We start from the raw sequence: 20,199 nt of genomic DNA, 5'->3' as shown, positions 1-20,199 counted from the left end.
ACTAAGCTTATGCGGACCGGGCTGTCCATCATGAACAAAAAGACTCGTTCGCCCGAACGGGTCTATTCCCGTTTTGGAAATTGCGAATTTTGTCGTATTTTGAAAGAAATAATGGAATTAAATTACTTGAAATTCCACTTTTATATAGTAATAAAGGATTATTTATAGGTTCTGATATAACAAGCATAGTTCCGAAGTTCGATATTAGGGGATCATAGGCTATTACAACAATGAGGGATTCTATGGCAGACTACCCGATCAACGATCAAATGGTCGAAATGTTCATCTATGAAACATCGCAAAATATCGAACAATTGGAGCAGTCTGTCGTCATGAGCGAAGCGGAAGGCTTTACTCCCGTCGCCGTGAACGAAATCATGCGGAACATGCACACGATCAAAGGCTCCGCCGCCATGATGATGTATACGGCCGTATCAACGCTTGCCCATGCGATGGAGGACCTCTTTTTCTATTTGCGAGAGCGGAGGCCGGAAAGGGTGGATTACTCCGTTCTGTCCGATCTTGTGCTGGACGGCATCGACTTTATCAAGGTTGAGCTGCACAAGATCAAGGCCGGCGAGGAAGCGGACGGAGACGCTTCCTTGCTGATCGCAACGATTCACGAGTTTCTTGCTTACGTGAAGCAGACAAACGAAACGAACGAGACAAACGAAGCGTCGGCTGCGGAGGCTCCGACGGCCCGGCCGAGCCCGTATACGAAGCCGTCGCGTTTTTCCAGGACGGATGCGAGATGGAGAACGTTCGGGCGTTCGGGATCGTTCACGGGTTAAGCGAGCTGGCGACCGTCCTCTCCCACGAGCCGAAGGATCTCGTCGGCGACGAGACAAGCGCCGAAGCCATTCGGAAAGGCGGATTTCGTTTAAGGTTCGCATCGGCTAAACCGGTCGAAGAGCTTCGGGCGTTTTTGGACGGAACGTTGTTTCTGCAAAGCCTTGAGCTCTTTCGAGCGGACGGCGAAGCTCCTCCCGCCCCGGAGGCGACCCTCGGGATGCCGCAACCCGCCGACCGGCAGGCGGCGAAGGCGCTGCCTAAGGATTCGGCGGAATACGGCCAGCCCGCCCAGAGCATGATCAGCGTCAACGTCGACAAGCTGGACCGGTTAATGGATCTGGTCGGCGAGATGGTGATCGCGGAAGCGATGGTCACGCAGAACCCCGATTTAAAGGGGCTTCAATTGGACCGGTTCAACAAGGCGGCGCAGCTTCTGCATAAAATTACAAGCGAGCTGCAGGACGCCGTCATGTCGATCCGGATGGTGCCGCTGACCGCGACCTTCCAGAAGATGCACCGGATCGTCCGGGACATGAGCCGGAATCTCGGCAAGGAAGTCCGGCTGCGGCTCGTCGGCGAGGAGACGGAGGTGGACAAGAACGTGATCCAGCACATTTCGGATCCGCTCATGCACTTGATCCGGAACGCGATCGATCACGGAATCGAGCCGCCCGCCGACCGGCAGAAAGCGGGGAAGCCGGCATTCGGTACGGTCACGCTGGAAGCGAAAAACGCCGGGGGCGACGTGTACGTGCTGATCAAGGACGACGGGAGGGGACTATCGAAGGCCAAGCTGCTGGCGAAGGCGCGGGAGAACGGACTGCTCGCGAAGCCGGAGAGCGAAATGAGCGACAAGGAGATTTTCGGCCTGATCTTCCTCCCGGGTTTTTCCACCAAGGACAGCATTTCCGAGTACAGCGGCCGCGGAGTCGGCATGGACGTCGTATCCTCCAATCTTTCGCAGATCGGCGGTGTCATATCCGTCGACAGCGAGGAAGGAAGCGGGACGACGATCATGCTGAAAATCCCGCTCACGCTGGCCATTATCGACGGGATGACGATCCGGGTCGGCTCTTCGCGATACACGGTTCCGACCGCCTCGATCGTTCAATCGTTCCGCCCGGCGGGGACGGACATCATCCGCGATCCGGACGGCAACGAGATGATTCTCGTCCGCGGCAGGTGCTATTCGATCGTTCGTCTTCACGAATTGTACGGCGTTCGGTCGGATACGTCTTCCTTCACGGAAGGGATCCTTGTCATGGTCGAGCATGACGGCGCGGCATACTGCCTGTTTGCGGACGAGCTGCTTGGCCAGCAGCAGGTGGTCGTGAAGGCGTTGCCCGAATACATCAAGAGGATGGGCAACATTCGGGGGCTTGCCGGATGCACGCTGCTCGGCGACGGCAGCATCAGCCTGATTTTGGACACCGGGGCCCTGAACGGAGCGATCCGGTAAATCGGCATTGCGGAAAAGGAGGCGGATTCGAGCATGAGTCAACTGGAAGAGCGGTTGTCCGAACCTTACGAAGAGGACACGCTGCAAGGGAAATACCTGATTTTCAAGCTCGGCGACGAGTCGTACGGCATCGAAATCAGGTTCGTTATCGAAATTATCGGGCTGCAGCCGATTACGGTCGTGCCGGAGCTTCCCGAATACATTCAGGGAATCATCAATCTGAGAGGCAAAATCATTCCGGTGATGGACGTAAGGCTTCGGTTCAAGAAGCCGTTTCGGGAATATAACGACCGCACCTGCGTCATCGTGACCGATATCGAGGAAATGACCATCGGCCTGATCGTCGACAGCGTGTCGGAGGTGCTCGCGATTTCCGAGGCGGAAATCGTCTCCCCGACCGAAATGAACAAACTGTACAGCAGCCGGTACATTAAAGGAATCGGCAGCGTCGGCGAAGACGTAAAGCTTCTTCTGGATTGCGACAAGCTGCTGCAGGATAAGGACCTGGCTTTGCTCGAATCGCTTTGACCGCAACATGACGGATGCAACCGAACCGACTGGGAGGCAACAACATGATGAACAAAATGACCATTAAAAGCAGGCTGTTTACGATTTTCGGATTTCTGATCGCCGTCATCGTCGGTCTTGGCGTTTTCGCGGTCGTATCGCTTGGCAACGTGAATCGCCAATCCACGGTCATCAGCGACAAATGGCTGCCGGACACGAATAGCGCAAACGTGCTGAATACGATGACCTCCGACTACCGAATTTTGGAGTATCGCCACATTCTCGCCTCCTCGGCCGAGGAAATGGAGCAGCTGTCCGGAGAAATGGCGGAAGCCGAGCGGCAAATCGAGGCCGAATTGAACGCCTATCGGACAAGAACGAACGACGCCGAAAGCGGCCGCATGCTGGATGACGTTCTCTCCGGCTGGAACAGCTACAAAGCGATTCGCGAGCAAGTCGAGGCGTTCAGCATCGGACTGGAAACCGATGCCGCGATGAATTTGATGCGGGGAGATTCGCAAGCGCTGTTCGACGAATTTTCCGCGAATCTGGTCGAACTGGTCGACTATAATCAAAATCATGCCAAGATCGCGAGCGACGAAGGAGATGCCGTTTACGCCAGCACGAGAAACCTGATGATCATCGTCATCGCTGTCGTCGCGCTGATCAGCGTCATCGTCGCCGTGCTGCTGATCAACAGCATCGTTCGTCCCCTTCGCCTGCTGACCGACACGGCGGACAAGCTGGCCGTCGGCGACGTGAGCGTTCAGGTTTCGTCGAACTCCAAGGACGAAATCGGAACGCTGATGGAAGCCTTCGGCCGGATGATTGAAGGAATTCGCGGGCAGGCGCAGGCCGCCGAGAGGATCGCGGAGGGAGATTTGACGGTCGAAATCGAAGTCCGGTCGGACCGGGATCTGCTGGGCCGCAAGCTGAAGCAGATGGTCGAGAGCAACAATGAAGTGCTGACGAACATCAACGCGGCCGCGGAACAGGTCGCCTCCGGCGCCAGCCAGGTGTCGGCCTCCAGCATTTCCTTGTCCCAAGGTGCCACCGAGCAAGCCAGCGTCGTCGAGCAGCTCTCCGCCTCGCTCGAGGAAATATCGGCGCAAACGAACCAGAACGCGGTCAACGCGGGACAGGCGAACGAGCTGGCCGAGTCGGTCAAGGCCAACGCCATGCTCGGCAACCGGCAGATGAAAGAGATGCTGGAAGCGATGGAGGAAATCAACGAAGCTTCCGCGAACATTTCGAAAATCATCAAGGTGATCGACGAGATCGCCTTCCAAACGAACATTCTGGCGCTGAACGCGGCGGTGGAAGCCGCTCGCGCCGGACAGCACGGCAAGGGATTCGCCGTCGTCGCGGAGGAAGTGCGCAATTTGGCCGCCCGCTCGGCCGGAGCCGCCAAGGAAACGACGGACATGATCGAAGGCTCGATCAAAAAGGCGGAAGCCGGAACGAAAATCGCCAACGATACGGCCCAGGCGCTGCGGGATATGGTCAGCGGCATCGAGAAGGTCGCGGAGCTGGTCGGCGAAATCGCGATCGCCTCGAACGAGCAGGCTTCGGGCGTCGCCCAAATCAACCAGGGCATCATGCAAGTGTCGCAGGTCGTGCAGACGAACTCTTCGACGAGCGAGGAGAGCGCGGCCGCCAGCGAAGAGCTGTCCAGCCAGGCGACGATGCTGAAGCAGCTCGTCGCGCGCTTCAACCTGAAGCCGGCGGGATCGGCTTATGCGAAATACGACGAGTTCAGTCCGGCCGTGCTCCGCATGATCGAATCGATGGCGGCCGACAAGCGCCTTGCCCGCGCTCCGTCCGACGAGCCCGCTCCGGAGTCCGGATATCCGGCCAAAATCGCCCTCAGCGACAACGAATTCGGCAAATATTGACGGGTGGCGGCCGTGTTGGGAATTACGGACAACGAATTCAGGCGCCTGGCCGAATACGTGAAGGCGCATTACGGCATACATCTGAGGGAGGAGAAGCGTCCGCTTGTCGTCGGCAGGCTCCAGCACGTCGTTGCGGACCGGGGAATGAGCTCCTTTACCGAATACATGGACGAAGTCGAAGCGGACAAAACGGGGATGGCGTCGCGTCAGCTCGTCGACCGGATTACGACGAACCATACGTTTTTCATGCGGGAGACCGAGCATTTCCGTTTTTTCAAGGAGCAGGCGCTTCCCTTTCTTTACGGCTCGATCAAGGACAAGGATTTGCGGATTTGGAGCGCGGGCTGCTCCAGCGGCGAGGAGCCGTATACGCTGGCCATGCTGGTCGACGAGTTTTTCGGTCCCCGGAAGGCGGGATGGGATACGAAAATATTGGCGACGGACATTTCCGCCCGGGTGCTGGAGACGGCCAAACGGGGCCTTTACGCCAACGAGGCGATCGCGCCTCTTCCCGCAGCATGGCGGTCGCGCTATTTCCGGAAGGCGGGGGAGGGCCGGTCGGCCATCGATCCGAAGCTGGCGGAAGAGGTCATTTTCCGCAAATTCAATTTGATGGATCCGGTATTCCCGTTCAAGCGCAAATTTCACGTCATCTTTTGCCGCAACGTTATGATTTACTTCGACAACGCGACGAAGGAAAAGCTGGTCGACAAGTTTTACGGCATGCTGGAGCCCGGAGGCTATTTGTTTATCGGCCAGTCCGAATCGATCAGCCGCGATTCGACGCGCTTCCGGTACGTCATGCCTTCGGTTTATCGAAAATAGAGAGCGGAATGCAAACGGAAAAGGGGGCCGCTTGGGGTGAACCGAGCGATTAAAGTGCTTATCGTCGACGATTCGCTCATGTTCCGGGAGGTGATCGCCAAAGCGATCTCCACGGATCCTAGGATCGAAGTCGTCGGCACGGCGGCCGACCCGTTCGAGGCGAGGGACAAAATCGTCGCCCTGCGCCCGGATGTCATGACCTGCGACGTCGAAATGCCCAAAATGAACGGCATCGAGTTCATTCGCAGGCTGCTGCCGCAGTATCCGATTCCCGTCGTCGTCGTAAGCGGCGCCGCCGGAGCGGGTGTCGACGCCATGGTGGCGGGCGCCGTCGACGTGGTGAAAAAGCCGGACACGCAATCGCCCGGCAGCGTGGAAGCGTTCATTCGGACGCTGATCGCGACGATCAAAGTCGCGTCCGCCGCCAAAGTGGGGGCCGCTCTCCAAAAGCCGCCGGAGCCTGCCGCTCCGGCCGCCGAAGGGCAGCGAAACGGAAACGGCCGGTTCAAGGTGATCGCGGTCGGGGCGTCCACCGGCGGAACGGAAGCGGTGCTGCAGCTGCTGAAGCGGCTTCCGAACACCGTTCCCGGACTCGTCGTCGTGCAGCATATCCCGGTCGGGTTCTCCCGCATGTTCGCGGACCGGCTGAACCAGTCGACGGCTTTTCGCGTGAAGGAAGCGCAGTCCGGGGACGAGGTCGTGCCCGGCAGCGTGCTGATCGCGCCGGGCGACCGGCATATGAAGCTCAAGAAGAGCGGCGACGGCTTCAAGGTCGAATGCTTCGAGGGAGATAAGGTGAACGGACATTGTCCTTCGGTCGACGTGCTGTTCGATTCGGCGGCGAAGGAATGCGGCGGCGCGGCGATCGGCGTCCTGCTGACGGGCATGGGGTATGACGGCGCAAGAGGGCTGCTCGCGATGCGGCGAAAAGGGGCGAGGACGTTCGGTCAGGACGAAAAAACGTCGGTCGTCTACGGGATGCCGAGAGTGGCCTATGAACTGGGGGCCGTCGAGAAGCAGCTCCCGATCGAGCGGATCCCGCAGGCCGTCGTGGCGCAGTTATAGGTATAGATCGTATTCCATCATTCATTTGGGGCGTCCCAGATGGCTGCATGCTGCCGCCAGGGACGCCTTTTCGCATGCGCCGGGCTACATCGCTTTGGTGGAGCCGGCAATCCGTTTCCGGTATTCGCCCGGCGTCACGCCGGAGCTGCGCTTGAACATGCGGATGAAGGAGTTGACGTTTTGATACCCGACCGCGGCCGCCACGTCCTGAATGCGCAGCTCCGGATTCAGGAGCAGCTCCTTCGCCCGGCCGATCCGCAGCTCGTTCAGATAATCGCTGAAGTTCGTGCCCGTTTTCTCTTTGAAGTAGCTGGAAAGATACCCCGGCGTAATATGCAGCTTGTCGGCCACGATGTCCAGATTGATGTCCTCGGAATATTAAAAACGCGTAAGCGCCATCGGTTTTTCCAGCAACAGGTGGCACCCCGCCTCCGCGGCGAAGCAGGCCGCCTCCAGATGAAGAAAATGGGGAAGGGCGACGATAACGACGTCCGGCGCCGCCTCGCGGATCATCTTCTTGTAATCGGCATAAACGCTCAGCCTTCCGCCGTACCGTTCGGCCGCCGTGTGCGCGCGGGAAAGATTCGTATCGGCGACGGCAACGGCGCATGCGCGGCCGCCGGACTGCTCCCATTGCTTAAGCGCCGCCAGGTGCCGGTCGGAAATTCCGCCGCACCCGGCGATGGCAACCCGGTAAGTCATTCTGCATCCTCCGTTCGTTGGATTCGCGTTGATCGGGAAACCTTTCCCTGGCTTGCGGCGATCGGACGCAAACCGCCCAGCCCGGGATCGTCCAAATTCAGCTTACCATGACGAGGACGCGGAGCCTATCGGCTTGTTTTCCGTTTTATATGCAGTTTTTACGATCCGATGGCTTGCGAGATCCCGAAGCGATGCCGCCGAGCGCAAAGCGAGCCGCCCGCTTTGCGCGGGCGGCTCCTCTCGCTTGCGATATTCGATTATCCTTTTACCGCGCCGGCTGTCAGGCCTCCGATAATATACTTTTGCGCGAACAAATACAGGATGAAGACCGGCAAGGAGGTCAGCACGAGCACGGCGAAAATCAGGTTCCAGTCCCGGCTGTACAGGCCGTAGAAGTTGTATACCGCGAGCGGCATCGTCCAGTCGGTGCTGTCGGTCAAAAAGTAAATCGGAATCGTGATGTCGTTCCATACCGACATGAACACCATAATGAGGACGGTGGCATTGACCGGGACGATGAGCGGAATGATAATCCGGAAAAAGACGTTGAACATGCCGGCCCCTTCGAGGAACGCGACCTCGTCGAGAACTCTCGGAATCGACTTGATGAAGCCGTTGTACAGAAAGACGCTGAATGCCGTATTAAGCGCCGCGTAAATGAGAATGACGCTCGTGACGCTGCCGTAGAAGCCGAACCATTGCACGACCCGAATCGTCGTAATGGTGGACATCGGGGCGATCAGACCCATGAAGAAAAACAGATAAAGGAAGTTCGACATACGCGATTCTCTCCGTACGAGGACGAAGGAAGCCGCGGATGTGGTCACGATATTGATAATCGAAGAGATGCCGGTAATCAGGATCCCGTTCAGAAACGACCGCAGCAGGTTTCCTTGCTCATAGACGAGCTTGTAGTTGCTGAATAGCCATTCCTGCGGAAGCTTGAGCGAGAAGTCGAGCACTTCCACGTTGTTTTTGAACGATCCGAACACCATGACCAGCAGCGGAAGCAAAATGATCAGACAGCTCAGCAGCATGATCGCTTCCACGATATAATTGCGCAAGGCGTGACGCAAACGCATGCTCATTATTCGCTAACCTCCTTGCGCCGCATGAAGTACAACAATGGAATGGAAATGGCGGTGACGACGACGAACAGCAGCGTGTTCATGGCCGTGCCCAGTCCCCAGTTTCCTTCGCCGAACGAGCGCATAATGATCGTGCCGACGACCTGGGACGCATTGCCGGGGCCGCCTCCCGTAAGCACGAACACTTCGGAAAATACTTTCAGCCCGCCGATCAGCGTGAGCATGAGATTGATGTTGATGGCCGGCAGCAGCAGCGGAAGCGTAATATGGACGAAGCTTTTCCACGAGCCTGCGCCGTCGATCGTCGCGGCTTCGTAGTATTCCTTGGAAATCGACTGCAGGCCGGCGAGATAAATCGCCATTTGAAAGCCGGCGGACTGCCAGATCGAGATGGCGCACACCGTAAAAATAACGATGGCCGGATCGGTCAGCCAGGCTTGGGACAGCGACCCGAGTCCCACGGACTCGAACAGCTTGTTGATGACGCCGTCGGATCGCAGCATCGGAGTAAATACGATACTGATGACCAGAATGCTCAGAATGGAAGGGGAGTAGAAAATCGCCCGCAGCAGGTTTCTGGTCTTCAGTTTCATATTTAATGCGACGGCAAGCACGATCCCGATGACGTTTTTGCCGATGACGGTGACGACCGCGAAGATGACCGTGTTTTTAAGCGCCAGGATCAGCGTTTCGTCCGTGAAAATCGTCTTGAAGTTCGTCCATCCGTTGAAGCTGATCGTCTCCCGATCCAGGCGCCAGTCGGTGAAGGAATAGTAGAATCCGATGATGGCGGGAAGGACGAAAAAGAGGACGTAGATGAGCAGCGCGGGCATAACCATGTAGTACGAGTACAGTTTTTTGGCTATTTTCATGGTTCACTCTCCGTAACGGACGGGGCAGGGCGAAGCCCGTCAAGCTCGAGCCTGCCCCTTTTCCGCCTTTATATTTAGAAGCCTTCGACGCCCTTGTCTTTCATCAGCTGGTTAAACTTCGTATCCCACGCTCCCAGCACTTCCTTCGCCGTCTTGCCGCCCGCGAACACGTCCTGCAAGTTCCGGTACAGTTCGCTCAGGTCGATGGACATGTAGGCTTCCATCGTCGTGACCGTTTTTTGCGGGGTAATGTACAAGTCGACGATTTCCTGCTTGTATTCCGGAAGCTCCGGGGTCGTGACATCGTTAAAGTTGGATACGTATTCCTGTTCGTTGACGATCTCCTGCGCGACTTCCGGAGAAGCGAGGAACTCCAGGAACTTTTTCGCTTCTTCGATGTGCTTCGCCTGTTTCGGAATGAACAGCTGTCCGCCGAGCGGGCTGGCGCCGACGAGCGCGTCTTGCGCGTACGGGATCGGGAACAGGCCGAGGCGCATGTTCGGATCTTTGTTTTCGACGTCCTGGATGAGCCAGTCGCCCATGAACATCATGGCCACTTCCTTGTTCAGGAATTTGCCTACCGCCATATCGTAGCTGTCGCTCAGCACGTCGGTGTTCGTGAGGCCTTTATCATACAGATCGTATTGCTGCTGAATGATCGTTTCGAAAGCCGGAATGTCGGTCCATTTTTTCTTGTTGGCGTTCAAATCTTCCCACAGCGTCGGCTCGTTTTTGGCGGCATAGTCGGCGAAAGCGGCCGACGTCCAAATGTTCGTTGCCCAGTGGTCCTTGAACGGCATGAAGATCGGGGTGATGCCGGCCGCTTTGATCTTTTCGGCCGCCGCGATGAATTCGTCGTAGTTGGCCGGAATGGATAGGCCAAGCTCTTCGAAAATTTCCTTGTTGTACACGACGCCCTGCATCCCGGTGTCCTGGCTGACGTGGAAGCTGTAAATATGGCCGCCCGACGAAAGTACTTCCTTGTTCAGCAGGCGGCTCGCCCAGGACTCGTTGTCGAGAATTTCGAAATTGCGCTCCAGATTCAAATCGGACACGGCGCTTGCCAGGTTGTATTGAATGATGTCCGGCGTTTCGCCGACGGCAAGCTTCGTTTGCAGCACGGTCGTCACTTGTTCGGAAGGAAGCTGCTGGATATTGACTTTGATGTTCGTTTGTTCCTCGAACTTCTTGAGCAGTTCCGCGTCGACGAAGGCGGAATCCTGCGAGGCTTTGGAGATGGCCAGCTCGATTGTCACTTTTTGGCCCGAGCCCGCGGATCCGCCGGACGCTTCCGACGAACCGGACGAACCCGAGTTGGAACCGCAGGCGGCCAGGGCGACGGTCAAGGCCGACAAGAGCAAAAGCTTCGACGTTCGTTTCATTTTTTTGGTCATGCGAATTTCCCCCAATGTTCGGTATTGGTTGTAACTTGTACTGAATCCGATTACAATTACGATTATAAATTTCGGGATCGGCGGGGTACATGTTTGTCGTTTCCTGTTGATGTGTAATATTCTGAACCGGAGAGGATGAAAGGATGATCCGGCTGCGCCTAAAAAACAACCCCTTCCAAAACCGGACCAGCTTGCAAACGAGGCTCTTCCTGACGTTTTTTCCGTTGCTGATCGTCATTCTCGGCTGTTTCTTGATTTACGTGAATTCGTACGTCATCCCGCCGCTCCGGGAAAAAACGATCAACGAAAGGCTGATGACGGCAACGCAGGTTTCCGACCAGTTGGAAGAATACATCGATGTGCAGAATCAGCTGTCGCAGCGCATATTATCCAACAAAAATCTGTTCGAATCGCTCAATTTCGGCCCGAATTCCCCCATTCAGGGGCTGCAGCGGGTCCGGCTTCTGAAGGATATGATGTTTCAGGCTTTGGGGCCGAGTCTGGACATACAGGACATGGGCATCTACAGTCTCGAGGGCACGCTGGTCTCGTCCTACTTCGGAACCTCGGTTCCCTCGAGCCTCAAGCCCGTCGTCGAAGACGAACGGTACGAAACCAAATTGAACGAAAGCAGCTTCATCCTGCATGCGGACGAGCCCGGTACCCTCGATTTCATTCGGCCGATCATGGATGTGGACGGAAAAGTATTCGGCTATTTGAACATCCGGCTCGATTACGCGTATTTGCAAAAAGTGGTCGACGCGGTCGTCGGCTCGCGCGTGTATGTCGTCGATTCCGAAAACCGGACCATCGTCAAATCCGCGGGGGCGGCCGGCGAAGCGAACGAGGAGTACAAGCGGCCGCTGCCGTCGGACAGGGGCATCTACACGGACAGTTCGCGCAATTATATCGCCTACCAGCAATCGGAACCGAGCGGCTGGACGACCGTGATCGTCACGTCCAAGGAATCGGTGCTCGGTTCCGTCAATTCGGTCCGGAACGTTTCGATCCTGTTGATCGTTTCGCTCACTTTGTTTTCGTTCGTCTACGTTTACGTTTTCGCCCGGAATTTCGTCGTGCCGATTCGGAAATTGCGCGGCCAGATCATGCGCATGAATTACAGCAACCTGATCCTGCGAACGGACGGCAAGCTGCACAACAACGACCTGCAGCTGCTCAACGAGGCGTTCGGCGAGCTGCTCGAACGGCTGCAGACGTCGATCGAGAGAGAAAAGCTGGCCGTTCACGAGGAAGCCATGGCGAGAAACACCGCGCTCCAAGCGCAAATCGCGCCCCATTTTATCCATAACGCGTTGTATTTGATCAGCATTGCGGCCCAGGAGGGCAAAAACGAGGCCGTATCCGATATGTGCAAGCAGCTGTCGGAAAGCTTGAGATACATTGTATCATCGCCGTACAAGCATGCGAGTATGCGGGAGGAAATCGAGCATACGAAAAGATACTTGTCGCTGGTAGAACGCAATTACGAGGATGACCTCGATTGGGAAATCGAAATGGATCCTTCGGCGGACGACATTCAGCTGCCGCGCCTCGTCATCCAGCCGTTCGTCGAAAATTGCATCGAGCACGCCTTCGAAAATACGGCACCGCCATGGAAAATCCATATCAACATCAAACTGTTCAACGGTCTCTGGGCCATAGAAATCAGCGATAACGGCAAAGGGATCGACCGGGCGAAAATCAAGGAAATCGTGAACAAAATCCAGGAATCCGACCACGGCATCCAGGAGCTCAAAAACAGCTCGCTCGGCATCGGCAACATGGGCATCATCAATACGGTGAACCGGCTGAAGCTGATGTACAAAAACCGCCTGTTTTTCAACGTGTTCAACAACGCCGACAGCGGAACGACCATCCAGATCATCGCTTCCCTCAAACGGGATTTCTACTAAGGAAGGGAGCACGCATCCATGTATAACGTTCTCATCGCGGAAGACAGCAAGCCGATCTTGCGAAACATCAAGGGGCTGGTCGAATCGTCGGGACTGCCGGTGCGTGTCGTGGCGACGGCGGCGAACGGCGAGGAGGCGCTCGCCGCCTTCGGCCTCCATGCGATCGATATTATGCTGACGGATATCCGAATGCCGAAAATGGACGGTCTTGCGCTTATCGATCAGGCCAAAAAGCTTCATCCGAAGCTGAAAGCCGTCTTGATCAGCGGCTACAACGACTTCGAGTACACGCGAAAAGCGATCAATTTGCAGGTCAACGACTACTTGCTGAAGCCGGTCGAGAAAAGCCAGCTGACGGAAGTGATGAAAAATCTGCTGGCGCAGCTTGCGGAGGAGCAGGATCATTCGCTATCCGGCTTTCACGAAATTTTGGATCGGGACGCTGTCCGGGAATGGAGGCCCGGGCCTGAATTTTACCGGGAACCGAAAATTTTTTTCGTGATTCGGAAACAGCCCTTCGCCGCGGCGATGCCGGTATCGGGAACTCCGTTCGAGGCTGCCGTTCCGGATGCCGCCATCCCTTCGTGGGCCCTGCCGACGATCGAGCGGGACCAGCTGCTGCTGATCGCCGACGCTTCCTGGCTTAAGCGCAGCGAATCGTCCGCGGACCTGATCGAAGACGTGCGCTCGCGCCTTCTGGACGACGGCGCCCAGGCTTCGCTCGTGGGCTGCCTGACGCCGACGGAATGGACGCAAATTCCGGAAAAATACCGGGAAGCCGCGCGCCTTCTGGACGACCGGCAGCTTGTCTTCAAGCCGGTCGCGCTCGATTTCGCGTTGTACCGGGACGATCCCGAGCCGTCGTTCGAGGAAGTCGACCGGCTCGGCGGCGCTTTCGCCGCGATGATCGAGCAGATGAACAAAGACCGGTTCATGCTGATGCTGTCCGAGCAGGTGGCGAAATGGAAGCGGGGCAACGTCCGGTTCGCCGAATTGAAGCGCTTTGTCCGGTCGATCGAGAGCGCTTTCGAATCGCTTCTGGAGGAGGGCGACGGGGCGGATGCCGCCGGGATGCACAAGCGGCGGGAGGACCTGTTCGGCCGGCCGAGCTACGAGGAATTCGGCTCGGGGCTGCTCGAATGGGCGGAGGAATGCTTTTCCCGGGTAAAATCGTCGAACCGGAAAAGCGGAGACGAACTGTTCGAGCAAATGGACGGCTACTTGCGGACCAACCTCTATTCCAGCGTGTCCATCCCCGATCTCGTCCGCCTGTTCCATGTCAGCCCGTCCTATATCAGCCGAATCATCAAACGCTTCTCGGGGAAAACGTTCGTTCACTACTACACGGAGATGAAAATAAACGAAGCCTGCAAGCTTATGGAGACGAAGCCGGAAATGAAAATCAGGGAAATCGCGGAAGCGCTCTGCTTCGCCGACCAGCATTATTTTTCCAAGGTTTTCAAGGAACGCGTCGGCGTAAGCCCGCTGGAATACAAGATGAGCCGGACCGGCCGCTCCGACACGGAATGAGGGACGAATTCGCGGCGTCTCTTGATTTTGGAAAGCCGACGCGCTATGGTGGGAAAGCAATGATCCGTTTGTCGAGGTGAATGGAAAATGACGACGAAGCAAGGATTCACGGTATTGTTTCAAGGCGATTCGATTACGGACGGAGGCCGGGGGAGAAGCGAGGACCTGAACCATATTTTGGGCCACAGCTATCCGTACCTCATTGCCGCCAGGCTCGGGGAGCGGCTTGCCGCGAGCCGGCCGCATTTTATCAACCGCGGCATCAGCGGGAATCGCGTGTCGGACCTGTACGCGAGATGGAACGAGGACGCGATCGCCTTGAAGCCGGATTTGATCAGCATTTTGATCGGCGTCAACGATTTGTGGCGGATCATGTCGAACGAACCGAGCGGGGCGACGGACCGGTTCGAGCGGGCCTACCGCCATTTGCTCGAGGAGACGAGGGAAGTGCTTCCGGATGCCGTCCTCGTGCTGCTTGAACCTTTTATCCTCAAGACCGGCGCGACGCTGGAAAAATGGGACGAATGGAACCGCCGGATGGCCGTCTACCGGCAAACGGTCAAAGCGCTGGCCGAGCAGTACGGCGCCCTGTTCGTTCCGCTGCAGGAGCCGTTCGACCGCGCCGCGGAAAAAGCCGACCCCGCCTACTGGATTTGGGACGGCGTCCATCCGACGGCGGCCGGCCATCACCTGATCGCCGAGCAGTGGCTGAGCGTCGTGCAAAAGGGCTGCGCCGCTTTGGCGAAGTAGATGAAGGCTGAAACAAGAGGCGTTCTCGCGGGCCCGTTCGGACCCGCGAGAACGCCTCTTTTGTCTTTTATTGCTGCGCGTGCCACTCCGAAAATTGCTTCTGATACTCCGCCACGTACTTGTCAATGCCCGCTTCCTTCAGTTTCTCCAGCGCTTTCGGGAAGTTCGCCGCGTATTCGACGAAACCGTTGCCGACCGGCGCCATATATTCGGAAAACACGCCGTTGATTTTCGCTTTCGAAACCGGCAGGAGGACAAGTAATGTTAAAAATGAAGCAAAATAAGCATCAAAAATACAACAAATCGTCCTTGGCATGAACTATACTGAAGGCGTTTCCTTGATGACGTCCGCGTTCGAATAGGTTCCCGGCGTTCCGATTTTCCACGCCGCGATTTGGTAAACTGGCGGCAGCTCCGTCAGTCGCGGGCGCTCCGCTTGCGATATTGAAGCGGCGTGATCCCGGCGATGCGCTTGAACGTCCGGTTGAAGTGGGACATATGCTCGAACCCCATTTTCCCGGCGACTTCCTGCACTTGCAACTGCGTTTCCGCAAGCAGCCTTTGCGCTTCGCGAATGCGGACGACGGTCACGTATTCCCGAAAATGAAAGCCGGTAAACCGATAAAAGATGCGGCTTAAATAAGACGCGCTAATATAGGGCTTGCTGAACGCTTGAAAAACCGACAAAAACCGCATAACCACAAGGATTTTGAGGCCGATTTGTCGAAATCATATGCAAAGGAAATGTTCGAAAGCAGCCCAAAACCCTTGCAGATGGAGTGACGAAAATGTTCAAGCCGACCGCGCACCTCGAAAATCAATTGCTCCTGCCCGGCGATTTCTTTCTGCCCTTCGGCGGAAAGCTGGACGAAGAGAATCGCTGGGTCCGGTTGGCGCGATTGGTGCCGTGGGCGGCGGCGGAGCAGAAATACGGTCAGTTCTTCAAAAACACCTTTCGCGGCCAACAAACGATCAGTCTGCGAACGGGGCTCGGCGCGCTCCTCATTCAGGAGCGCATGCAACTGACCGACAGAGAGACGGTGGAGTCGATCAGCGAAAATCCCTACATGCAATACTTCATCGGTCTGTCCGGCTTCACAATGAAGCCGCCGTTTCATCCTTCGATGATGACGCATTTCCGTAAGCGTCTGACAGACGTGCTGGCCGAGCTGAACGAGATCGTCGCCATCGAAGGCGCGAATGAAACGAAAGACGATGACAACGATGGTCCCGGCATAAGCGGCGGCGGGAAACGCAAGCGGAAGGCGCCTCATCAAACGACGGACACGGCCAAGATCGAGCAACAAGTGCTGTTCGGAGACACGCCGATGGAATCGACCGCGCAACGGTCTGCTACGGCGCAGACCGTTGAAAGGGCAGCGCCACTTGAAGCGACCGAACGGGATGTTTATGAGGCGGAGGCTTCCGCCGCCGTGTCGGAAGCGCCGGAGCAACCGAATCAAGGAACGATGCTGGCGGACGCCACCTGCGCGCCAGCGGATGTAGCGTATCCGACCGATCTGAATCTGTTGAACGAAGCGCGGGAGAAACTCGAAGCGATCATCGATACGCTGCATGAACGGGTGATCGGACAAACGGCGAAACCGCGTACCTACCGGGAGAAAGCGCGAAAGCAGTTTCTGGCGGTATCCAAGCAGCGCCGGCCGGGACCGAAGGTGATCCGCCGCGCGATCCGCCGGCAACTGGGATTTGTGGGACGGAACCTTGCCATCATCGCCGAGCAAGTGAAGACGCAGCCGCTTACGCGTTTGAGCCGCAAAGCGTATCGCGATCTACTGGTGATTCAGGAACTGTACCGTCAGCAGCTTCACATGTACCAGAGGCGATCGCACCAGATCGACGGCCGGATCGTGAGCATCCATCAGCCGCATGTAAGGCCGATCGTGCGCGGGAAAGCGAAGGCGCGGGTAGAGTTCGGTGCGAAGCTCGCCGTCAGCATGACGAAGGGCTACGCATTCCTGGATCGGGCGTCCTGGGACAACTTCAACGAGAGTACCACGCTCATCGAGACGATCGAGAACTACCGCCGACGCCTCGGCTATTATCCGGCCGTCGTGCAGGCGGATCAAATCTATCGCACACGCGAGAACCGGAACTTCTGCAAGCAGCATGGCATTCGGCTCAGCGGTCCGGCTTTAGGACGGCCGCGGAAGGACGGTTCGACGAACGAGCAACGGAACCAGGACAAACGGGATGCCGGCGAACGCAACGCCATCGAAGGTAAATTTGGAGAAGGCAAGCGCAAATATGGGCTTGGCCGTATTCGCGCGCGTCTCGCGCAGACGAGCCTGTCCGCCATCACGCTGCAACTGCTGGTGATGAACCTGGAACGCAGGCTGCGCGTTCTTTTTGGCTTCCTATTTGCCATCCTGCTCCGCCGACGCCTCAGCCTGAATTTCGGGTAAAGTATCGTTCAGCAAACCCTAATATAGAAGCGGTTTGCCGTCGCTTCGAGCGTCAACGGCTCTCGCGCATGCTCGCGCAAGTAGTTCGCGATTTCGGAAATTTTCGCGAAAAGGGGATGCCGGTCGGCCGGTTCCGCGCGCTGCGGTTCGGTCCGATGGAGCAGAATCAGGAGCTCGGCGAGCAGCGACCGGACGCAGAGCTCGTAATGAAGGCGGCCCAGCCGGCATTCATCCTGCATTTGCGCGAGAAGACGCCGGACTTCATCCTGCTCCTTGAAGGAAAGGCGAATAAGCCGAAAGCGTCCCGAGGGGGCGAGCAGCGGCTCGACCGACAGCGACGGATCGAGAAATTCGGGCTCGACATGAAGCAGGAAGCGCTCGAATTCGGCGACCTGGGAGCTGGCCGTCGCATGAAGCTCTCCCGGGGCGATCACGATCAGATCGCCTTCCCGAACGGTCACGACCTGATCTTCGATAAAATAAATGCGTTCCCCGGAAATGAGGTAATAAAGTTCGATCGACCGGTGGCTGTGCGGCCGCGGCATCGCCGTGACGCCTTTTCGCTTCATGAGCTGGATGCCGAAGCTGCCGCCGCCGATCGCGTATTTCGGACTTTCCGCTTCCTGCACGCCGTCCCCCCCTTGATCGGGTCCTGTACGGTTACCATTATAGAACGATGAAGAACCGAACGAAAGGTGCTGAAATAAATGAATGAAAACGAGGAGACCGCGTTGCGGCAATATTTTCGCCGGCTTGCGGGAGAACTCGAAGGCTCGGGCGCGTTCAGCCCGGGCATGAATTGGGCGGAGTGGAGAAGCGGCCTGCTGGCCGGATTTCGGCGTCGGCTCGGCCCGTTTCCCTCGCGGGCGGCTGAGCTCGATCCCGTCTTGCTGGAACGGACGCCGTGCGACGGATACGTGCGCGAACGGGTCGAGATCACGACGTTCGACGGATTGCGGATGCCGCTGTACGTGCTGCTCCCGGAAGGAGCGGGAAACCGGCGCGGCCCCGCCGTACTCGCCATTCACGGCCACGGCTACGGAAGCCGGGAAATTTGCGGCCTGGAGCCCGACGGCTCGCCGCGCCGGGGGGATCCGGGCCTGCACAAGGATTTCGCGGTTACGCTTGCGAGGCAGGGCTTCGTCGTCGCGGCGCCGGAGCTGCTCGGCTTCGGGGACCGGCGGTTTTCCCGGGACGCCGCGGAAGGGCCGGCCAAAAGCTCCTGCTACGCGATGTCGGTTCATCTCTTGATGACGGGGCACACGCTCGCCGGGTACCGCGTCTACGAGACGATGCGCGCGCTCGACTACCTGTGCGGCAGAAGTGAAGTCGACGGCGACCGGATCGGCGCGATGGGCATTTCGGGCGGAGGGCTGGTGGCCGCCTTTGCGTCCGCGTTGGACGAGCGGATTCGCAGGACCGTCGTCAGCGGGTATGCGAACACGTTCCGGGGAAGCATTCTGGACCGGGACCACTGCCTGGACAATTACGTGCCCGGCATTTTGCAAGAGGCCGAAATGCCCGAATTGATCGGACTGATCGCGCCGCGGGCGCTGCTGATCGAATCGGGGGACGAGGATCGCGTCTTCCCGGCCGCTTCGGCGCGGGAAGCCTATGCGAAGCTTCGCGAAATTTACGAGGCGGCGGGAGCGCCGGACCGGCTGGAGGCCGATTTTTTCGCGGGCGGCCACGAAATCGGCGGCGCCAAGGCGTTTGGCTGGCTGGGACGGCTGCATAACCGATGAGCAGATGGAACAGACGAACAATGAACAAAATGAACGCCATCGAGGAGGAAGCGCGAATGACGGCACCCCATGACCTTTTTTCCCGAAAAATCGCCGAAACGATCGCCGGGCAATGCGGCGAGGACGGCTACCATCCTTTCCCCTCGGGGCGCTGGTCCTATGTCGAAGGCATGCTGCTGATGGCCATGCGGCGGGCGGGCGTTCAGCTCGAGGAACCGGGCTACGTCGATTTTATGCGGCGTCATATGGATCTGTACGTTCAGGCGGACGGAACGATCCGTTCGTACTCGCTGGAGGAATACAATCTCGATCAGATCAATCAAGGAAAAAATTTGTTCCCGCTTTTGAGCGCGGACGACTCCCGATACGAGCGGGCGGCGCACTTGCTGGCGGCGCAGCTGATCGGGCAGCCGCGCACTTCGGAAGGCGGCTTCTGGCATAAAAAAGTGTACCCTTTTCAAATGTGGCTGGACGGCTTGTACATGGCGACCCCGTTTTTGGCCGAATACGCCAAGACGTTCGAGCGCCCGGATTTGACGGACGAGGCGGCGCATCAGCTGCTGTTGATCGAGCGGAAAACGCGCGATCCGCGAACCGGCTTGCTGTATCACGGCTGGGACGAGGCGAGGGAGCAGGAATGGGCCGATCCCGTGACGGGAAGGTCGCCGAATTTCTGGAGCCGGGCGGTCGGGTGGTATGCGATGGCGGTCGTCGACGCGCTGGATTTTTTCCCGGTCGACCATCCGAAGCGGGGAACGATCGTCGGGGCGTTCCATCGGCTCTGCAAGGCGCTCGTCCGGGTGCAGGACGCGGAAACCGGCCTGTGGCATCAGGTGCTCGACCAGGGCGGCCGCGAGGGCAACTATTTGGAAGCTTCCGGCTCGTGCATGTTCGTTTACGCGATGGCCAAAGGAATCCGCATGCGATATTTGGAGTCCGGCTTCCGGGATGCGGTCGCCAAAGGCTACGAGGGGATTCGGCGTCATTTGACGGAGGAGGACGAAACGGGCGTCCATTTGCATCGAATTTGCCATGGCGCGGGACTGAGCCATGACCGCAACGGGACGTTCGCCTATTACGTTTCGGAGAAAGTCGTTTCCGACAGCTACATGGGGATCGCCCCGCTGCTGCTGGCATCGCTGGAGGTCGAACGGCTCTTGGCACCGCAATGAAAAAACGCATCCGAACGGCTGCCGCCGCAAGGATGCGTTTGCGTTTTCGCCCGTTCCGGCCGGC

20 protein-coding genes are annotated in these 20,199 nt (G+C 57.7%); 12 read left to right on the top strand and 8 right to left on the bottom strand.

The window, feature by feature from the left end:
- The first annotated feature begins 242 nt into the window (after positions 1-242).
- Genes B7E11_RS30005 through B7E11_RS28420 form a run of 6 tightly spaced genes read left to right on the top strand, consistent with a single transcriptional unit; the run spans position 243 to position 6,543 of the window.
- Complete coding sequence (locus tag B7E11_RS30005) at positions 243-791, top strand: Hpt domain-containing protein (protein WP_213084158.1); 549 nt, start codon at positions 243-245, stop codon at positions 789-791.
- Positions 752-2,251: a chemotaxis protein CheA gene (locus B7E11_RS28440; protein ID WP_213084157.1), complete on the top strand. Its 1,500-nt coding sequence runs from the start codon at positions 752-754 to the stop codon at positions 2,249-2,251. Before B7E11_RS30005 ends, B7E11_RS28440 begins: the two co-directional genes overlap by 40 nt.
- Before the next feature lie 33 nt (positions 2,252-2,284).
- The gene (locus B7E11_RS28435) at positions 2,285-2,779 is read left to right on the top strand and encodes a chemotaxis protein CheW (protein WP_080840787.1); all 495 of its coding nucleotides are present in this window, start codon (positions 2,285-2,287) and stop codon (positions 2,777-2,779) included.
- A gap of 44 nt (positions 2,780-2,823) precedes the next feature.
- Entirely contained in the window at positions 2,824-4,653 is a 1,830-nt protein-coding gene (locus B7E11_RS28430) for a methyl-accepting chemotaxis protein (protein WP_080840786.1), read from the top strand.
- Positions 4,654-4,665: 12 nt separating this feature from the next.
- A complete protein-coding gene (locus tag B7E11_RS28425) occupies positions 4,666-5,478 on the top strand; it encodes a CheR family methyltransferase (protein ID WP_080841097.1) in 813 nt (270 codons plus the stop codon).
- A 36-nt stretch (positions 5,479-5,514) separates the two neighbouring features.
- Entirely contained in the window at positions 5,515-6,543 is a 1,029-nt protein-coding gene (locus B7E11_RS28420; protein WP_080840785.1) for a protein-glutamate methylesterase/protein-glutamine glutaminase, read from the top strand.
- 84 nt (positions 6,544-6,627) lie between these two features.
- Here B7E11_RS28420 and B7E11_RS28415 read toward each other — a convergent pair whose 3' ends face one another.
- The 5 genes from B7E11_RS28415 to B7E11_RS28395 form a co-directional block, all read right to left on the bottom strand.
- Entirely contained in the window at positions 6,628-6,894 is a 267-nt protein-coding gene (locus B7E11_RS28415) for a helix-turn-helix domain-containing protein (RefSeq protein ID WP_176220935.1), read from the bottom strand.
- Between the two features lie 27 nt (positions 6,895-6,921).
- Positions 6,922-7,245 (bottom strand): Gfo/Idh/MocA family protein, encoded by a 324-nt coding sequence (locus B7E11_RS28410; protein WP_080840783.1) that lies wholly within the window; start codon positions 7,243-7,245, stop codon positions 6,922-6,924.
- Positions 7,246-7,502: 257 nt separating this feature from the next.
- Positions 7,503-8,333 (bottom strand): carbohydrate ABC transporter permease, encoded by an 831-nt coding sequence (locus B7E11_RS28405; RefSeq protein ID WP_080840782.1) that lies wholly within the window; start codon positions 8,331-8,333, stop codon positions 7,503-7,505.
- Positions 8,333-9,205, bottom strand: a complete 873-nt coding sequence (locus B7E11_RS28400; protein WP_080840781.1) for a carbohydrate ABC transporter permease — start codon at positions 9,203-9,205, stop codon at positions 8,333-8,335. The genes B7E11_RS28405 and B7E11_RS28400 overlap by 1 nt, the downstream gene beginning before the upstream one ends.
- 74 nt (positions 9,206-9,279) lie before the next feature.
- On the bottom strand, positions 9,280-10,599 hold the full coding sequence (locus B7E11_RS28395) for an ABC transporter substrate-binding protein (protein ID WP_080840780.1): 1,320 nt from the start codon (positions 10,597-10,599) through the stop codon (positions 9,280-9,282).
- A gap of 143 nt (positions 10,600-10,742) precedes the next feature.
- Between B7E11_RS28395 and B7E11_RS28390 the strand changes: the two genes are divergently transcribed.
- From B7E11_RS28390 to B7E11_RS28380, 3 genes are all read left to right on the top strand, one after another.
- Positions 10,743-12,512, top strand: a complete 1,770-nt coding sequence (locus tag B7E11_RS28390; protein ID WP_080840779.1) for a sensor histidine kinase — start codon at positions 10,743-10,745, stop codon at positions 12,510-12,512.
- Between the two features lie 18 nt (positions 12,513-12,530).
- Positions 12,531-14,042 (top strand): response regulator transcription factor, encoded by a 1,512-nt coding sequence (locus B7E11_RS28385; RefSeq protein ID WP_080840778.1) that lies wholly within the window; start codon positions 12,531-12,533, stop codon positions 14,040-14,042.
- Between the two features lie 87 nt (positions 14,043-14,129).
- Complete coding sequence (locus B7E11_RS28380; protein ID WP_080840777.1) at positions 14,130-14,792, top strand: SGNH/GDSL hydrolase family protein; 663 nt, start codon at positions 14,130-14,132, stop codon at positions 14,790-14,792.
- A gap of 67 nt (positions 14,793-14,859) precedes the next feature.
- On the opposite strand, the gene B7E11_RS30720 is transcribed toward B7E11_RS28380, so the two are convergent.
- Both B7E11_RS30720 and B7E11_RS28375 read right to left on the bottom strand, forming a co-directional pair.
- A complete protein-coding gene (locus B7E11_RS30720; protein WP_139787344.1) occupies positions 14,860-15,108 on the bottom strand; it encodes a DUF3502 domain-containing protein in 249 nt (82 codons plus the stop codon).
- Between the two features lie 101 nt (positions 15,109-15,209).
- Positions 15,210-15,479 (bottom strand): helix-turn-helix transcriptional regulator, encoded by a 270-nt coding sequence (locus tag B7E11_RS28375; protein ID WP_245809841.1) that lies wholly within the window; start codon positions 15,477-15,479, stop codon positions 15,210-15,212.
- Positions 15,480-15,580: 101 nt separating this feature from the next.
- Between B7E11_RS28375 and B7E11_RS28370 the strand changes: the two genes are divergently transcribed.
- Positions 15,581-17,218, top strand: coding sequence for an IS5 family transposase (locus tag B7E11_RS28370; protein WP_080840775.1), 1,638 nt, complete (start codon positions 15,581-15,583; stop codon positions 17,216-17,218).
- Positions 17,219-17,226: 8 nt separating this feature from the next.
- Here the strand turns inward: B7E11_RS28370 and B7E11_RS28365 are convergent, their stop codons facing one another.
- On the bottom strand, positions 17,227-17,847 hold the full coding sequence (locus B7E11_RS28365) for an AraC family ligand binding domain-containing protein (RefSeq protein ID WP_080840774.1): 621 nt from the start codon (positions 17,845-17,847) through the stop codon (positions 17,227-17,229).
- Positions 17,848-17,925: 78 nt separating this feature from the next.
- On the opposite strand from B7E11_RS28365, the gene B7E11_RS28360 reads away from it, so the two are divergent.
- Both B7E11_RS28360 and B7E11_RS28355 read left to right on the top strand, forming a co-directional pair.
- Complete coding sequence (locus tag B7E11_RS28360; RefSeq protein WP_080840773.1) at positions 17,926-18,963, top strand: alpha/beta hydrolase family protein; 1,038 nt, start codon at positions 17,926-17,928, stop codon at positions 18,961-18,963.
- Between the two features lie 56 nt (positions 18,964-19,019).
- A complete protein-coding gene (locus tag B7E11_RS28355) occupies positions 19,020-20,135 on the top strand; it encodes a glycoside hydrolase family 88/105 protein (protein WP_080841095.1) in 1,116 nt (371 codons plus the stop codon).
- Positions 20,136-20,199: the final 64 nt, after the last annotated feature.

This window comes from Cohnella massiliensis (assembly GCF_900169535.1).
GTDB lineage: Bacteria > Bacillota > Bacilli > Paenibacillales > Paenibacillaceae > Cohnella > Cohnella algarum.
This window is presented reverse-complemented; position numbering and strand designations above follow the sequence as displayed.

Excerpts from the sequence above, each read along its gene's own strand:
- B7E11_RS30005 (WP_213084158.1), top strand. The coding sequence starts at position 243 with ATGGCAGACTACCCGATCAACGATCAAATGGTCGAAATGTTCATCTAT.
- B7E11_RS28440 (WP_213084157.1), top strand. The coding sequence starts at position 752 with ATGGAGAACGTTCGGGCGTTCGGGATCGTTCACGGGTTAAGCGAGCTG.
- B7E11_RS28435 (WP_080840787.1), top strand. The coding sequence starts at position 2,285 with ATGAGTCAACTGGAAGAGCGGTTGTCCGAACCTTACGAAGAGGACACG.
- B7E11_RS28430 (WP_080840786.1), top strand. The coding sequence starts at position 2,824 with ATGATGAACAAAATGACCATTAAAAGCAGGCTGTTTACGATTTTCGGA.
- B7E11_RS28410 (WP_080840783.1), bottom strand. The coding sequence starts at position 7,245 with ATGACTTACCGGGTTGCCATCGCCGGGTGCGGCGGAATTTCCGACCGG.
- B7E11_RS28405 (WP_080840782.1), bottom strand. The coding sequence starts at position 8,333 with ATGAGCATGCGTTTGCGTCACGCCTTGCGCAATTATATCGTGGAAGCG.
- B7E11_RS28400 (WP_080840781.1), bottom strand. The coding sequence starts at position 9,205 with ATGAAAATAGCCAAAAAACTGTACTCGTACTACATGGTTATGCCCGCG.
- B7E11_RS28395 (WP_080840780.1), bottom strand. The coding sequence starts at position 10,599 with ATGACCAAAAAAATGAAACGAACGTCGAAGCTTTTGCTCTTGTCGGCC.
- B7E11_RS28390 (WP_080840779.1), top strand. The coding sequence starts at position 10,743 with ATGATCCGGCTGCGCCTAAAAAACAACCCCTTCCAAAACCGGACCAGC.
- B7E11_RS28385 (WP_080840778.1), top strand. The coding sequence starts at position 12,531 with ATGTATAACGTTCTCATCGCGGAAGACAGCAAGCCGATCTTGCGAAAC.
- B7E11_RS28380 (WP_080840777.1), top strand. The coding sequence starts at position 14,130 with ATGACGACGAAGCAAGGATTCACGGTATTGTTTCAAGGCGATTCGATT.
- B7E11_RS30720 (WP_139787344.1), bottom strand. The coding sequence starts at position 15,108 with ATGCCAAGGACGATTTGTTGTATTTTTGATGCTTATTTTGCTTCATTT.
- B7E11_RS28370 (WP_080840775.1), top strand. The coding sequence starts at position 15,581 with ATGTTCAAGCCGACCGCGCACCTCGAAAATCAATTGCTCCTGCCCGGC.
- B7E11_RS28360 (WP_080840773.1), top strand. The coding sequence starts at position 17,926 with ATGAATGAAAACGAGGAGACCGCGTTGCGGCAATATTTTCGCCGGCTT.
- B7E11_RS28355 (WP_080841095.1), top strand. The coding sequence starts at position 19,020 with ATGACGGCACCCCATGACCTTTTTTCCCGAAAAATCGCCGAAACGATC.